The organism is Salinivibrio proteolyticus (assembly GCF_027286365.1).
GTDB lineage: Bacteria > Pseudomonadota > Gammaproteobacteria > Enterobacterales > Vibrionaceae > Salinivibrio > Salinivibrio proteolyticus.
This window is the reverse complement of record NZ_CP114585.1, coordinates 722,937-738,446: the sequence shown is the minus strand read 5'-3', so window position 1 is coordinate 738,446 and position 15,510 is coordinate 722,937. Positions and strand designations below refer to the sequence as shown.

The 15,510-nt window shown below is 49.8% G+C and carries 13 protein-coding genes; 8 read left to right on the top strand and 5 right to left on the bottom strand.

The genetic code is table 11. From position 1 onward, the window contains the following. Positions 1-59: 59 nt before the first annotated feature. On the top strand, positions 60-557 hold the full coding sequence (locus N7E60_RS17295) for a GNAT family N-acetyltransferase (protein WP_269598799.1): 498 nt from the start codon (positions 60-62) through the stop codon (positions 555-557). Between the two features lie 182 nt (positions 558-739). Then, positions 740-1,351, top strand: a complete 612-nt coding sequence (locus N7E60_RS17290; protein WP_269598798.1) for a glutathione S-transferase family protein — start codon at positions 740-742, stop codon at positions 1,349-1,351. Positions 1,352-1,389: 38 nt separating this feature from the next. Here the strand turns inward: N7E60_RS17290 and N7E60_RS17285 are convergent, their stop codons facing one another. Continuing rightward, positions 1,390-2,052, bottom strand: a complete 663-nt coding sequence (locus tag N7E60_RS17285; protein ID WP_269598797.1) for a glutathione S-transferase family protein — start codon at positions 2,050-2,052, stop codon at positions 1,390-1,392. 85 nt (positions 2,053-2,137) lie between these two features. Further along, positions 2,138-2,716, bottom strand: coding sequence for a hypothetical protein (locus N7E60_RS17280; protein ID WP_269598796.1), 579 nt, complete (start codon positions 2,714-2,716; stop codon positions 2,138-2,140). Between the two features lie 143 nt (positions 2,717-2,859). Between N7E60_RS17280 and N7E60_RS17275 the strand changes: the two genes are divergently transcribed. Beyond that, entirely contained in the window at positions 2,860-4,416 is a 1,557-nt protein-coding gene (locus tag N7E60_RS17275) for a cryptochrome/photolyase family protein (protein ID WP_269598795.1), read from the top strand. A 56-nt stretch (positions 4,417-4,472) separates the two neighbouring features. On the opposite strand, the gene N7E60_RS17270 is transcribed toward N7E60_RS17275, so the two are convergent. After that, the gene (locus N7E60_RS17270; protein WP_069586537.1) at positions 4,473-5,105 is read right to left on the bottom strand and encodes an OmpA family protein; all 633 of its coding nucleotides are present in this window, start codon (positions 5,103-5,105) and stop codon (positions 4,473-4,475) included. A gap of 285 nt (positions 5,106-5,390) precedes the next feature. Here N7E60_RS17270 and yiaY point away from each other — a divergent pair, with 285 nt between their 5' ends. Beyond that, positions 5,391-6,539, top strand: a complete 1,149-nt coding sequence (yiaY, locus tag N7E60_RS17265; RefSeq protein ID WP_269598794.1) for an L-threonine dehydrogenase — start codon at positions 5,391-5,393, stop codon at positions 6,537-6,539. Positions 6,540-6,617: 78 nt separating this feature from the next. Here the strand turns inward: yiaY and N7E60_RS17260 are convergent, their stop codons facing one another. After that, entirely contained in the window at positions 6,618-7,631 is a 1,014-nt protein-coding gene (locus N7E60_RS17260) for a 2-hydroxyacid dehydrogenase (RefSeq protein WP_269598793.1), read from the bottom strand. Positions 7,632-7,799: 168 nt separating this feature from the next. Beyond that, positions 7,800-9,974 (bottom strand): TonB-dependent receptor domain-containing protein, encoded by a 2,175-nt coding sequence (locus tag N7E60_RS17255; RefSeq protein ID WP_269598792.1) that lies wholly within the window; start codon positions 9,972-9,974, stop codon positions 7,800-7,802. Positions 9,975-10,127: 153 nt separating this feature from the next. Between N7E60_RS17255 and N7E60_RS17250 the strand changes: the two genes are divergently transcribed. From N7E60_RS17250 to glpD, 4 genes are all read left to right on the top strand, one after another. After that, positions 10,128-10,850 (top strand): riboflavin synthase subunit alpha, encoded by a 723-nt coding sequence (locus N7E60_RS17250; RefSeq protein ID WP_269598791.1) that lies wholly within the window; start codon positions 10,128-10,130, stop codon positions 10,848-10,850. A gap of 293 nt (positions 10,851-11,143) precedes the next feature. Then, positions 11,144-12,022, top strand: coding sequence for an MIP/aquaporin family protein (locus N7E60_RS17245; protein ID WP_077639756.1), 879 nt, complete (start codon positions 11,144-11,146; stop codon positions 12,020-12,022). A 65-nt stretch (positions 12,023-12,087) separates the two neighbouring features. After that, complete coding sequence (glpK, locus tag N7E60_RS17240) at positions 12,088-13,608, top strand: glycerol kinase GlpK (RefSeq protein WP_069587491.1); 1,521 nt, start codon at positions 12,088-12,090, stop codon at positions 13,606-13,608. Positions 13,609-13,921: 313 nt separating this feature from the next. Then, positions 13,922-15,463 (top strand): glycerol-3-phosphate dehydrogenase, encoded by a 1,542-nt coding sequence (gene glpD, locus N7E60_RS17235; RefSeq protein ID WP_167315282.1) that lies wholly within the window; start codon positions 13,922-13,924, stop codon positions 15,461-15,463. Positions 15,464-15,510: the final 47 nt, after the last annotated feature.

Sequence of the window (15,510 nt, the reverse complement as noted above, 5' to 3'; positions counted from 1 at the left end):
CAACCTAGGCGGTTTTATGATAAATTAGCCGTTTTTCATAGACTCAAGGATGATCCTCCGTGCTGTTACGTCCATTTTCTCCCCCTGACTTAGCCTCATTTTTATCTCTTTCTATCACGCATGATCAGCTGCCTTTTGTCGGACGCCCAGAGGAAATCTTGGCGGCGGCCAATGAATTTGCTCATCTACACCTGATTGAGGTAGAGACCGTGATTGTGGGCGGGTTTATTCTTGATACTGGTTACGCGTCGCAATACGACTTTGCCCATGCGGGTGATATAGGAGTTCGTGCGGTGTTTATCGATCAGCACCACCAAGGTAACGCACTGGGTCGCCGCGCGATGATGGCCTTGGCGGATTATGTCAAACCGCGCTACCCGTGGGCGCAGCGTCTCGTTCTGACCGTAAACTGCAAAAATGCGGGCGCGATTGCGTGTTACCAACGCGCAGGTTTCACCGATACGGGCGAGTTGTATCATGGCGGCAGTGCAGGACCTCAGCATATTATGTTGAGAAAAGTCGACAATAAAGTCAGTCCGGAGGGTGATGCGGGTTAAATCCGCGATGACTTGCTAAAAAAGAAGGATTGTGCGACGCTCAAATAAATCACTGATAAGCAGGGATCGTGCTTGGCGGTTGATCTCCATACGACTGGCGTTGTGGTGGGATGAAAAGTGACATTCATCGGCCCAAGAAATGCGTCGAGTCGCTTGAGGTATTGCGTTTAACAAGGAGAGTAATGATGAAGATTTATGGCCACCCTTCTGCCATTAATGTTCAAAAAGTGATGTGGTTGATTGATGAGTTAGATTTAAGCATCGAATTGGATGAGGTTGATATTCATCATAACGCCCAAGACGCTGATGCACTGGCACAAAAATGCCCAATGCGTCAGGTGCCGGTACTAGAAGATGGCCCGAACAGTGTGTGGGAATCACACACCATTTTGCGCTATTTGGTTGCCTGCTATGGCAATAAAATGTGGTACCCAGATTGCGCGTTCCAACGCTCGCGCTATGAGCGTTGGATGGATTGGTGCCTCTCTTCGTTTCAGCCTGCGGTTAAAACCGCTTGCTTGGAATCATCGAGCGATCTAAAAGTGAGAGAAGCGGCCCTTGAGCAGTGTCGCCACGATTTAGAGAAGCTGGACAATGAACTTGCCGAGCGCCGCTATTTAATCTCTGACATGATGACGCTCGCCGATATTGCAATTGGCACTGTGGTCCACTCTCTTGCCGTGGCGCCATCAATGACCTTGCCGCCGCACGTGTCGCAATGGTACCAGCAACTAAAATCATCATCAGGTTATCAACGCTGGGTCGTTCAGGCTCGTCAAACCCAACCTGCGTAACCATAATTTTTATTAAGATTGAGCCCGCATTAGCGGGCTTAAAGCGTTTTTAGCGGCCCCACGACACACAGTGCGCTTTGATAGCCAGGCTGTTGTTCAATGCGCTCAAGATACGCAACAATGTGACGGTGTTGCTGTGGGTCTAGGCGAGGACGCATTGCGATTAATGGGAAACTCATTTGGATATCTGCTGCTGTGAGTGTGTCACCACACAGCCAATCATGCGTCGCTAAGTGGTGTTCGATCATGGCAAGATGGTCTCGCAGTTGGGGTGCAATAAACTGGTCGGTGACGCCTTTCATCAGCTTTTTCGCCAAGGGGCGTACAAAAAAGGGCATCGGTGCTTCTGGGATTTTGCTGAAAATCAACGACATGACCAGTATTGGCATCAAAGACCCTTCGGCATAGTGCATCCAGTATCGATAGTGACCTTTCTGCTCTGGTGTTTGTGGCGCTAAGCGCCCGTCACCATACTTTTCCAAAATGTACTCAATAATCGCGCCCGACTCTGCAATGACTGCCCCTTCATCTTCAATTACAGGTGCTTTGCCCAGAGGGTGAACGCGCTTGAGTTCGGGAGGCGCCAACTTGGTGTTGGGGTCACGCGAGTAGGTCTTGATTTGATATGGCACACCCAGTGCCTCAAGCAACCAAACAATACGCTGAGAACGCGATTGTTCAAGGTGATGAATAATAATCATAAGGAATATCTTTGACTGTAAGTTTAAAAAGGCTCAGCTATCGATACGATAGTCTTGCTATTTCGATCAGTCCTTGTGATTCAATTCATTGATTTGGAGGTGGGAGTACGCGGCCTTGAATGCGTAATTTGGGGTCCACAGACGAAATATTTGTGCCGCGAATGTATACATTGCCCCCCACGTAAATATCGTCGGGTAATGCGCTAATTGGCGAGTTAGTAAGATAAAGGTTGCCCTCAACGTACAAGCGTCTTGGCAAGGTGGTGAGAGGCGTATTGACCAGACTGAGGTCGCCACGCACGACGAGGTTTGGCGGTAATGCGGTTACAGCGGTATTGGAGAGGTTGATATAGCCACCGACTTTGAGCCGCGGTAGCCGTGTCAGCGGCGTATTTGCCGCATTTAAGTAACCGCCGATATCCAGTCCGCGAGGCAGTCGCGAAATATCGCTGGCTTCGATATCTAAATACCCTTGCGTTTTTAACCCCGCGGGTAAGGTCGTGATGGGAGAAAAGCGGAGTTTCACATTGCCGTAGTTGTCCACATAGCCGTGAAAACGTAAGTCTTGCACCAATGTATTGAGGGGGTCGTTCATCGCATGCGCGGGCACTGCCATCATAAAATAGCCGACAAGAATCCAAAGTTGAATGATGGCTTTTGGCATGAAAAGGTCTGCGTGGTCACAACGTCTGCTTCAATGTAGAGCGTTTCGGCGAATATTCAAGCCTAGCTCGGTTTTCTGTCATCGAAAACGTTATCTTCTACGTATGTTAGCCATTATTCCAACTAGTTCTGACTGAGGTATCTGTGCTTCAATCTCGTTATCACACCTTGCGTTTGGTTCTCGGAGATCAACTGAATGCCAGCCACTCATGGTTTAAGCAGCACGATCAGGGAGTGCTTTATGTCATTGCCGAGCTTAAACAAGAAACCGACTATGTGACCCATCATGTCCAAAAGGTTTGTGCGTTTTTTGCTGCAATGGCGCAGTTTGCTGATGCGCTTGAAAAGGCGGGGCATGATGTCAAATACCTCACATTGGATGACACGCAAGCTTATCAAGACTTGCCCGCATTGCTGTGCGCTCTTTGTGAGCACTATCAAGTCGATCAGTTCGAATATCAGCGTCCTGATGAGTATCGGCTCGCGATGCAACTCGAACAATTGCATTTACCCAATGAGGTTGCATCCCAATGTGTTGAGACGGAACATTTTCTCTTACCCTTTTCACAGATTGCCACCCAGTTCACCGCCGGTAAGCACCGAAAAATGGAGTTTTTCTACCGCGATATGCGTCGGCAGTTTGATATCTTAATGGAGGGGGATCAGCCTGAGGGGGGAAAGTGGAATTATGATCAGCAAAATCGTAATAAGCTAAAAAAAGCGGATCTCGATGCGATTCCCGCGCCATTGATTTTCGCCAACGATGTCAGCGATATTCTCACCCGTATTGATCGCCATCAGGTTAAAACCATCGGACATGCGGCGTCAGCCTTGATGTGGCCGGTGACACGTCAGCAGGCGAAAGCGCTACTCGACCATTTTTGCACCTACTGCCTGCCATTGTTTGGTCAGTTTCAAGATGCAATGACAGGACAAAGCCCTCATCAGTGGAGCTTGTACCACAGCCGTCTCTCTTTTGCGTTAAATGCCAAGTTGCTTCACCCCATGCAAGTGATCCAAGCTGCGATTGATCATTACCGCCAAAATGAGGCTATCAACCTCGCTCAGATTGAAGGATTTGTCCGACAGATCTTAGGCTGGCGCGAATATGTTCGTGGTGTGTACTGGGCGAACATGCCTGATTATGCACAAAAAAATGCACTTGGTGCGCAAGGCACATTGCCGGCATTTTTTTGGGATGGAAAGACCAAAATGCGTTGTCTCTCGCATGCGATCACGCAATCGTTAGAGACAGCGTATGCCCATCACATTCAGCGACTCATGGTGACAGGAAACTTCTGCTTGCTCGCAGGTGTCGACCCTGATGAGGTGGACGATTGGTATCTCTCAATCTATGTCGATGCGATCGAGTGGGTTGAAATGCCGAACACGCGCGGCATGACGCAGTTCGCCGATAACGGCATTGTGGGGACGAAACCTTATGCTGCCAGTGGCGCCTATATCAATCGGATGAGCGACTATTGCGCTGGGTGTGAATACGATGTGAAAGAGAAAGTTGGTCTTAAGGCGTGTCCATTCAACGCGCTATATTGGCATTTCATGGCGCGTCATCGCGACAAATTCGCCCGTAACCCACGCACAGCCATGCCGTATCGAAATTGGGATAAGATGTCAGAGACGCAGCAAAGCCAGATTTTGGCGCATGCGGATCACTTGCTTGCCAATCTTGATGCGCTTTGATGCCGGTATGACCGCCCTCAACAGGAGCGTGAGGGCGGTCATAAATTTCGTCGCGCTTATTGCGTGTTTGGCACAATTTGAATCTCAACACGACGGTTGAGCGCACGGTTTGCCGCGCTGTTGTTCGCAACCAGTGGACGTGTCTCACCAAAACCGGACGTGTACAAACGTGCATTGTCGATCGACTGACTGGCGAGGTAGCGTTTAACGCTCATGGCACGGCGTTCCGACAAACGCTGGTTATAGGCCGCGGCGCCCGTGTCATCAGTGTGACCCTCAATGCTCAAGAAGGTTTTGTCGTACTTGCGCATCACATTGGCAATGGCATTGAGTTTAGGATAAAAATCGGCCGCAATCGCATCCTGATCTAACCCGAAAGTAATGTTCGAGGGCATGATCAAGCGAATATTGTCGCCTTCACGCACAACTTGAATGCCCGAGCCCGCCAATTCTTCGCGGAATGCTTGCTCTTGCTGATCCATGTAATTACCGACAGCTGCACCACCAATGGCACCAATAGCCGCGCCAATAAAGGCCCGTTTACCTTTATGGTTCGATGTCGATTTTCCCACGATGGCCCCAGTGATCGCGCCAATTGTCGCGCCTTTTTGGGTGTTCGACATCGACTCACAACCGGTGAGGGCCAGTGATGCGGTCAATACGGCAACCGCAGTTAGTTTGCATTTCATTCCCATTGTTTTCTCACTATAACCAAACGGAGGTCAGTTTAATTTACTTCAGCTTAGACACTCTTCTTCAAGAAAGTGTCAAATTTATGAATTAGTGATGGTGTTTTAAACACTTAACGAAAGACCACTGACAGAGTTCTCAGTTTTGTCTTCTTTTCACTGCATCCTGCCGTGCAAATTGCGCTGGATCAAAATGTGATGAGCAAACAGCGTGTTACAACAAAAACTATAAAAGGCCCTGTCATGTCTGGGCCGCGATGATCCCGACTAAAGGAGCAAATGGTCATGTCGAGCACGTTCTTTATCCCTGCTGTTAACCTTATGGGCGCAGGTTGCCTTTCTGAAGCCACAGACGCGATTCAATCACATGGATTTAAAAAAGCCCTTATCGTTACAGATAAAGTCCTTAATCAAATTGGTGTGGTAAAGCAAATCGCCGCTTTGCTTGATAGCCGAGAAGTCGATTGTGTGGTCTATGATGGCACACAACCTAACCCAACCACTGAAAACGTGGCACAAGGGTTAGCGCTTTTACAAGCGAACCAATGTGACTGTGTGATCTCTTTAGGGGGTGGATCGCCGCACGACTGCGCCAAAGGTATCGCCCTAGTGGCAGCCAATGGCGGTCATATTAGTGATTATGAAGGCGTGGACCAGTCTGCTAAGCCACAACTTCCGCTGATTGCGATCAATACGACGGCGGGCACCGCATCAGAAATGACGCGCTTTTGTATTATCACAGACGAAGCGCGCCACATTAAGATGGCGATTGTCGATAAACACACCACCCCGATTATTTCCGTCAACGATCCTGAGCTGATGCTGGCTAAACCGGCGTCATTAACGGCGGCAACCGGCATGGATGCATTAACCCATGCGATTGAAGCTTACGTATCGACCGCCGCTACGCCGATCACTGACGCAGTTGCACTGAAAGCAATGACACTGATTCAAGAAAACCTGCGCACTGCAGTGGCTGACGGCCAAAACCTAGAGGCGCGGGAGCAGATGGCCTATGCACAGTTTATGGCTGGTATGGCATTTAACAATGCGTCTTTGGGCTATGTGCATGCGATGGCGCATCAACTGGGTGGATTTTATGATTTGCCGCACGGGGTGTGTAACGCCGTTCTATTACCCCATGTGCAACGCTACAACGCGCAAGTGTGTGCCGAGCGCTTACGAGATGTGGCCACGGCAATGGGCGTCGATACGGAGAGTATGAATGCCGAGGAAGGCGCAAAAGCCGCCATTCAAGCCATTCAAGCATTGGCGACCGATGTTGGGATCCCAGCGGGTTTGCGCGAACTTGGCGCTAAAGAAGAAGACATTGATGTGTTGACCAAAAACGCCTTGAATGACGCGTGTGGTTTCACTAATCCGAAGCAAGCGACGCAAGAGGAAATCGCCAAAATCTTTATGGAAGCGATGTAGTTTCCTAGGTATCACAACAACACTAAAAAGGCCTGATTATTCAGGCCTTTTTTCTATACGGTAGACGTTTAGAACAAGTTAGTCACTGCGATCTTCGACGTCTGCAATTTGGTTTTCGCAACACTCGTCGTTTAGGACGGTATGAATATTAGTGAGTGTGGTATCTGCGATATTGTGCAGTGCCTCTTTGGTGAGAAACGCTTGGTGTCCGGTAAATAACACGTTATGGCATGCAGAGAGGCGACGGAATACATCATCAACAATTACATCATTAGACTTGTCTTGGAAAAATAGCTCCCGTTCATTGTCATACACGTCAAGACCAAGCGCACCGATACGGCCTTGCTTGAGGGCTTCAATGGCAGCCACTGAATCGAGCAATTCACCGCGGCTGGTATTGATCACCATCACTCCCTTTTTCATTTGAGCAAAAGCACGCTCGCCGAGTAGATGGTAGTTGTCTTTGGACATCGGGCAATGCAGAGAAATCACATCACTTTCGGCAAACAGTGTTTCTTTCGAGACGTATTCGCCACCGAGTTCAATCGCAAGGGGGTTAGGATATGGATCGTGGCACAACAAACGCATACCAAGCCCTTTTAGGATCCGCAGGGTTGCGATCCCAATTTTACCCGTACCAATGACCCCAGCCGTTTTGCCGTGAAAGTTAAACCCGACTAAGCCATCGAGTTCAAAGTTGGCATCGCGTGTGCGTTGGTAGGCTTTATGAAAGCGTCGGTTCAAGCACATCATCATGCCTACCGTGTGCTCCGCGACCGATTCGGGAGAATAGGCAGGCACGCGAACGACGGTGATCCCTAACGATTTTGCGGCCTCCAGATCGACGCGATCGTAGCCAGCACATCGCAACGCTACCAGTTTGATATTGGCGTCGCTTAAAATCTCTAGCACTGGGCGGGAAAGATCATCATTAACAAACGCGCAAATCGCCTCCGCCCCTTGAGCCATTTTGGCGGTTTTGGCGGTGAGCTGAAAATCATGAAACTCGAGTGTGTAACCAAACGCTTGGTTAGCATGAGCAAAGGCGGCCTTGTCATAAGATTTGGCACTAAATACGGCAATGGTCGTCATGTGTTGCCTCCGAATAAGTCGGGGGGAGGTAAAGAAGCGTTATAAATACCGTGATTTGGATCCAAAATAAACCATGAGATTTATCAGGTTAAAGGTGTTGATGTTAGTCCAAACGATTAAAAGCCGCGCAGGCGGCTTTTAATCGGCTATCTCGCAGTGAAGGATAGGCTAGAACTTAATGGTGGCGTTTATGCGTACATCGCGTCCCGCAGCGGGCACACCGGCAGACAGATAGGGTGTGTAATACTGATCGGTCAGGTTAGCGATGGTGGCGCGTAGCGTAAAGTCGTCTCGCGGCGTCCATTCTCCATAGAGGTTTTGGAAGAAGTAGGCATCGCTCGCCACATTGGCTGTATGCAGTGAGGGGTTCTCTGGGATACGGTCTTGCTCATCCCAGTATTGGCCTTGCCATGCAACTTCAATCGTATCGGTTAGTTGATGGCCCACGCCGAGTGAGGCGCTGAGGGGCGGGTTGTCATACCAATACTCGTCGTCGCCGGTACTGTCACGTAGCGAGCCTTTGTGTTTGCCGCGCACCATAGAGACAGAGGCATCTGTAAACCAATCGTTGAGACGATACTGCACTTGCGCATCAAATCCGTAAGTATAGAGTCCGTCGAGATTGGTGTAGTAGCCTTCTTTTTGTTTGGTCGCATTGACCCCACGACGCTGCGCAACGTCATGAATGACATCATTCCAAAACAGTGTCACCTCTGTTGCTAGGTGATCCCCTTCGAACAAGGCATTCTGACGCTTATCAGACACGCCCAATAAATAGGCATTGATACGAGTGACTGAGAGATCGCGGCTGGTGGCAGCGCGCTTAGACGCTCTCGAAAACTGCACTGTATAAAGCTCATCAATGGTCGGTGCCTTTAAACCATAGGCATAAGCCGCTTTAATTTGCGTGGCTGAACTCAGATCGTAGGTTAATGCAATACGCGGTTCCCAACCTTGATGTGAGACCGCACTGTAATCGTGTCCAACGGACGGGTCATTATAGTCTGGCGCGGCGTTTGGGACCCCTTGAGAACGAATATGGCTGTAGCGCAGTGATGCGGTAAGTTCGAGATCTGGGGTAATAAAGTACTTATCTTGAACGAACACACTGGCGGTTTGTTGTTCGCCCGAGGGCTCAAAGGATGGCGTAAAGTAGCCATAGTTCTTTTCTGGCTTTTTGCGATAAGTATGGTTATAAACGTGCGAGTTTCTGTCCTGGTTCTGGTACTGCGCCCCCACCATGACTTCGTGATCACCGAAGTGACTGGTATTGGTTAGCTCGGCAAACCAGCGCTCATAGGACAACCAGACTTGGTGGCCATATTGGCCTGATGTGATGTAAGACTGATAGGTACTATCCGGGCGTTCCCAATAGCGATGATTCTGTGAGTGTGCAATGACGACACTGGTATCAATGTAATCATTATAAGGCTGGTAGTGGTAATTTAAGGTGCTGGTATATTCGCGATAATGATTATCCACTGAGGCGGCATACAGCGCGGCATCGTAGCTACCATACTTTTTAATTTTGTAGGGCGTTACCGATGGCATGGCTCCCCGTCGGTTTGCCCACGGTTTTCGCCCTTGGTCATCATAGCGCGTATGGCTGAACATCATATTGTGCGCGTCGGATTGGTAGCGAACTTTACCCAGCAAACTGTGTTGACGGTATCCAGAGAAGGTAAAAACGTCACCGTTGCCTAGCTCGATATCATCGGCATCACGTCGAGAGCCATGCAATAGCACGGACCACCCAGAGTCAGACGCACCATAGGTGGTGACACTGCGCTTCCATTGATGGTTCACACTGTTGAAACCCGCTTGCGCCATGGCGCCAATCGACGAATCTGGATCAAGAAAGTCAGTGGCCTCTTTCGTTTCCATCACAAAACTGCCTGCGAAAGCGCCGAGGCTGGCGCGAACGTTATGGTCGCCTTTGATAAGGCGTACCGAACGTAGCAGTTGAGGGTCAAGAAAAAAGCTGCCATAGCGGTATTGTTGAAAGCCGACGGGGGCGCCATCGACACGGATCGAGAGCGCGGAAGGGTGTGAGAATCCCCAGACATTAATGCGTTCGCTACCCGGGCGGGCGCCACCATCAAGTGATACACCCGGCATTTTCATTACCAGCTCACCGATGTTGTGGGCTTGTTCGCGTTGAATATCATCCAGCTCTAACGTGGATTTTCCCGGGGAGATAAGGGTAATTGGGTGCTTTAGTTGCTCGCCTTGTACTTTGACGGTCTCAATCTCTTTGGGAACCGATGTGTCGTCGATACTCGCGGCTTGGGCACTCATGGGAAGCGCTGCCAAGATGGCAAAGCGTAAAAGAGGATACTGCATGCTCATAAAACTTTACTGACGCATAAAAGCGCGCACTATACGCCTAACTCGTCAATCTGGCAATGCTAATGATAGTGATTATCACTTATTGAGTGAGTGGCGAATACAGCGACTTCGCAGTATGATGAGCCAAAATTAACGATAGGAACGGCTATGTTTACTGGGATTATTCAAGCGGTCGCGACCATTGAGCGCTGCCGCGATCAGGGTGGATTACGAACTCTGGATATCCGCTTCCCCGCTGGATTTTGCGAGGGGCTTGAAATTGGTGCCAGCATCGCTATCGATGGTGTGTGTTTAACGGTTACTGAGCAGCTTGATGAAACCTTGGTACGGTTTGATGTGATGTTGCAAAGCCTTGCCGTCACCACATTAAAAGCGGTAGACGTGGGCGACACGGTTAATGCTGAACGCGCGGCCAAAGAAGGGGCAGAAGTGGGCGGGCACCCGTTATCTGGCCATATTGATTTCAATACTACCGTTCTAGACGTTCAACAGATTGACGATAACTATCGCATTCGCGTCTCTGTGCCTCATGAATGGATGAAGTACATCTTCCCGAAAGGCTACATTGCGCTCAACGGGGCCAGTTTGACGGTATCTGACGTCAATAAAAACGATGGTTGGTTCGAGGTGTGGCTGATCCCAGAGACGCGCAGGATGACAACATTCGAGACCAAACAGGCGGGAACAGCGATCAATGTTGAAATTGAACGCGGCACGCAAGTGGTGGTTGATACCGTGCGAGATGCCATTGACGAAAAGATGGGCGCGTTGATGCCATTGTTTGAGCGATTTTTAGCCACGCACAACGCCGATATCGATGCGATTGGCCATGCGGCGCAGCAAGCCTTGTCCAAGTCGGACGACCAATAAACCATGGTATTTTCTGCACCGTTAGTAGGAGAGCCGAGGCTCTCCTTTTCTTTTGGTGAGATGTTGACCGATTTTACGTGGTGTTAACGTCATCCACTCCTCCGATCTGCTCAAATTGTGCGCGAACCTGCTCAAGTGATGATGTGCTTAACAAAAATGTCAGCAACAATTCATCGATATATGCTCGAACGCTCATTTTTGTTGTTATTTTGTTTTCGAGATGATGAGAGTATGCAAAATGTTAGTGTGGTTTTGAACGTGTAACCCTACTAACAGTGACAAGGATAATCATCATGAACAAAAAAGCGTCGACTTTATTGGGAGAGTGCGTCGCCGAGTTTATCGGCACGGGCTTGCTCATCTTCTTTGGTGTGGGCTGTGTCGCCGCCCTGGTACTGACAGGCGCCGACTTCGGCCAATGGGAAATCAGTATTGTGTGGGGCTTCGGGGTAGCGATTGCCATTTACTGTACCGCGGGCGTTTCGGGTGCGCACATCAACCCGGCTGTCACTATTGCACTGGCTGCTTTTCACGGCTTTGAAAAAAGCAAGGTCGTGCCTTATATCGTTTCACAAATGCTCGGTGCTTTTGCCTCGGCGGCACTGGTCTACAGCCTTTATAGCAACCTCTTTGTCGAGTATGAACTGGCCAATAACATTGCACGCAGTAGCCCTGAAGCGCTAGCCACCGCGGGGATTTTTTCAACCTATGCGCATCCTGCTATTTCCTTTATGGGCGCGATGGCCGTTGAATTTGTGATTACTGCAGTCCTGATGTTTGGCATCTTGGCGTTAGGTGATGAAAACAACGGTGCCGCGCGTGGGCCAATGAACCCATTGCTGATTGGTATCCTGATTGCGGTTATTGGTGGCTCACTAGGCCCATTGACCGGGTTTGCCATGAACCCCGCGCGTGATTTCGGTCCGAAATTCTTTGCTTACCTAGCAGGATGGGATTACGCCCTAACCGGTGCGCGTGATATTCCTTACTTTATTGTTCCCATCGTTGCACCAATCCTAGGTGCTTGCTTCGGTGGCTGGTTGTATCCAAAAGCGATCGCGCCTTATCTGCCTCAAGCGGGTCACGGCTGCACGATTCCAAATCAGTGTGAAGACGATGAAGAAGCACTGGTGCAGGCAAAAGAAACTGACGCCCGTGAAGTGAATGCATAAACAATACGGATGGCGCCGATTGGCGCCAAACCGACTAAAATAACAGAGAACAAAAGGATCATATTATGTCTGAGCAAAAGTACATCGTCGCCCTTGATCAAGGCACCACTAGCTCCCGCGCTGTAGTGATGGATCATGATGCGAACATTGTCGGTGTCTCTCAGCGCGAGTTTACCCAAATTTACCCGCAAGCAGGTTGGGTTGAGCACGACCCAATGGAGATCTACGCGACGCAAAGTTCAACGCTGATTGAGGTCTTAGGTAAGACCGGGATTCGCAGTGATGAAATCGCCGGTATCGGTATTACTAACCAGCGTGAGACCACGGTGGTATGGAATAAGGAAACGGGCAAGCCTATCTACAACGCCATTGTTTGGCAGTGTCGTCGTACCGCTGAGATCTGCGAAGAGTTGCGTGGTCGCGGGCTTGAGTCCTATATCCGTGATAATACGGGTTTGGTGCTTGACCCTTACTTCTCTGGTACCAAGGTGAAGTGGATCTTGGACAACGTTGAAGGGGCCCGTGAAGACGCTGAAGCCGGTAAGTTATTGTTTGGTACCGTTGATACCTGGCTGGTTTGGAAGATGACACAAGGCCGTGTTCATGTTACCGATTATACCAACGCCTCTCGAACCATGTTGTTTAACATCAACGACATGTGTTGGGACCAAAAAATGTTGGATGAGCTGGGTATCCCCGCATCAATGATGCCAGAAGTACGCCGCTCTTCCGAAGTGTATGGTCAAACCAACATCGGGGGTAAAGGCGGCACGCGGATCCCGATTGCAGGTATTGCAGGTGATCAACAAGCGGCCTTGTTTGGTCAGATGTGCGTTGAGGCTGGCCAAGCGAAAAACACCTACGGGACGGGCTGTTTCTTGCTGATGAATACTGGGCAGGAAAAAGTCACGTCCAATCACGGCTTGCTGACGACGGTTGCATGTGGTCCACAAGGCGAACCTGCTTATGCGCTAGAAGGGGCGGTGTTTATGGGCGGCGCCTCGATTCAGTGGCTCCGTGATGAGCTAAAAGTGTTAGAAGACGCTCATGACTCTGAATACTTCGCGACCAAAGTCGATACGTCAAACGGTGTCTATGTTGTGCCTGCCTTCACCGGTCTTGGCGCGCCATACTGGGACGCATATGCTCGAGGAACTATCGTTGGCTTAACACGTGGTGTTAACTCTAACCATATTATCCGTGCCACCTTGGAAAGTATCGCTTATCAAACACGTGATGTGTTGGATGCGATGCAAGCAGATTCGGGTATCAAGCTTGCAGCACTGCGTGTTGATGGCGGTGCGGTGGCGAATGACTTTCTGATGCAATTCCAAGCCGATGTCTTGGATACCGAAGTGCATCGCCCTGAAGTAACCGAAGTTACCGCACTGGGTGCCGCTTATCTGGCGGGTATGGCTGTAGGCTTCTGGGACGGCTTGGACGAGCTAAAAGACAAAGCGAAACTGAATCGAAGCTTTGAACCTCATCAAGACGAAGAAAAACGTAACCGTCGCTACCGTGGCTGGAAACGCGCGGTGAAATGTGCGCAAGCTTGGGCGTCGCTGCACAACGAAGACGAAGATTAATCCTCATTACCTCTCCTCAAGGGCGCGCATTCGCGCCCTTTTTTTTATCATTCTAGCTGTCGCTTTCATGCATGTCTTAACGTCTACAAAAACAGACTGATATAGACAACCTTCCCGTCAAAACGCGCTCGACGCTACGTAATAAGCCAGTATTTAGTTTACATATCATTCAGACTGTTAACTATTATTCTACATTAGTCACAGACGATAGGTTTTTTTCGAACATTTTTAGTGACCGAAAACGAAAGTTGATATACAGTTAAACCCATAAATAAATGTTCGTTCGCTCAAAAAGGAACAAGGTCGACTAACAATGACTACGCCAACTACTCATAACGAAACTTTACTCGATATTCTGGTCGTCGGAGGAGGCATCAATGGTGCGGGTATCGCTGCCGATGCAGCAGGCCGTGGTCTGAACGTCGGCCTGTACGACGCAAAAGATTTTGCGTCAGCGACGTCCTCTGCAAGCTCTAAGCTAATCCACGGCGGCTTGCGCTATTTGGAGCATTACGAGTTCCGCCTTGTGTCTGAAGCCTTGGCTGAGCGCGAAGTCTTGATCAACAAAGCGCCGCACATTGCTTTCCCAATGCGCTTTCGTTTGCCGCACCGCTCCTATTTGCGTCCCGCGTGGATGATTCGTTGTGGTCTGTTTCTCTATGACCATCTTGGTAAACGCTCTACGTTGCCCAGCAGCCATAAAGTGAATCTGGCCAAAACTGGGTATATGAAAGACGAAATGAAGATTGGCTTCGAATATTCGGATGCATGGGTGGATGATGCGCGCCTGACATTGCTAAATGCGCAATACACCCGCGAGAAAGGCGGCGAAGTGCGTAACTACTGCCAAGTGGTCGCGGCAGAGCGTGAGAATACGATTTGGCGTGTCACCTTGGAAGATACCCACACGGGAGAGCGATTCGAGCGTAAAGCGAAAGCCTTGGTGAATGCGACAGGCCCGTGGGTTAAGCAGTTTTATGATGATAGCCTGCACGAGAAATCACCGCGTGGTATTCGTATGATTAAAGGATCACACATTGTGGTGCCACGCATTCATCAAGACCCACAGGCGTACATCTTGCAGAACAACGATGGTCGCATTGTGTTTGTAATCCCTTATTTGGATAAATTCTCGCTGATTGGCACCACAGACGTGGAACACAAAGCCGATCCGCGTGCGGCGAAAATTGATGATGCCGAAGTGGATTATTTGGTCGATGTGGTTAACCAGCACTTTACCAAACAATTGTCTCGAGACGATGTCGTTTGGAGCTACAGCGGTGTACGTCCATTGTGTGATGATGAGTCTGATTCACCGCAGGCGATCACACGGGATTACACCATTGAACTGGAGCAACAGGGCAATCAAGCGCCGCTCGTGTCGATTTTCGGTGGTAAACTCACCACTTACCGGAAGTTGGCAGAGTCAGCCATGCGTAAATTGGCGCCTTTCTTTGACAAGATGGGTCAGCCTTGGACCGCAAATGGTGCGCTACCGGGCGGCGACTTTAGCTGCACACGCGAACAGTTGGCAGCATCGTTTATGCAGCGTTATCCTTGGTTAGCGCAAGTGACGGCACAACGTTTTGCAGATACGTATGGCACACGTACACACCAAATGCTCGCTGGCTGTCATAGCGAAGCGGACATGGGTCGTCGATTTGCAGACGGTGTGTATCAGGCTGAGCTGAACTATCTGATTAAGTACGAGTTTGTTCAGCATGCCGAAGATGCATTGTGGCGTCGTACCAAACTTGGCTTGTATCTCTCCGAAGAACAACAAGCCGCGATTGCGGATTATATTGAGCAACAGCGAGGCAGTGTGCGTACCGTGCCGCTCAGTGAAGCGAGCTAACACGACCGGATTGCAACAAGACTCGAACTAAGATGAAAAAGGTGCCA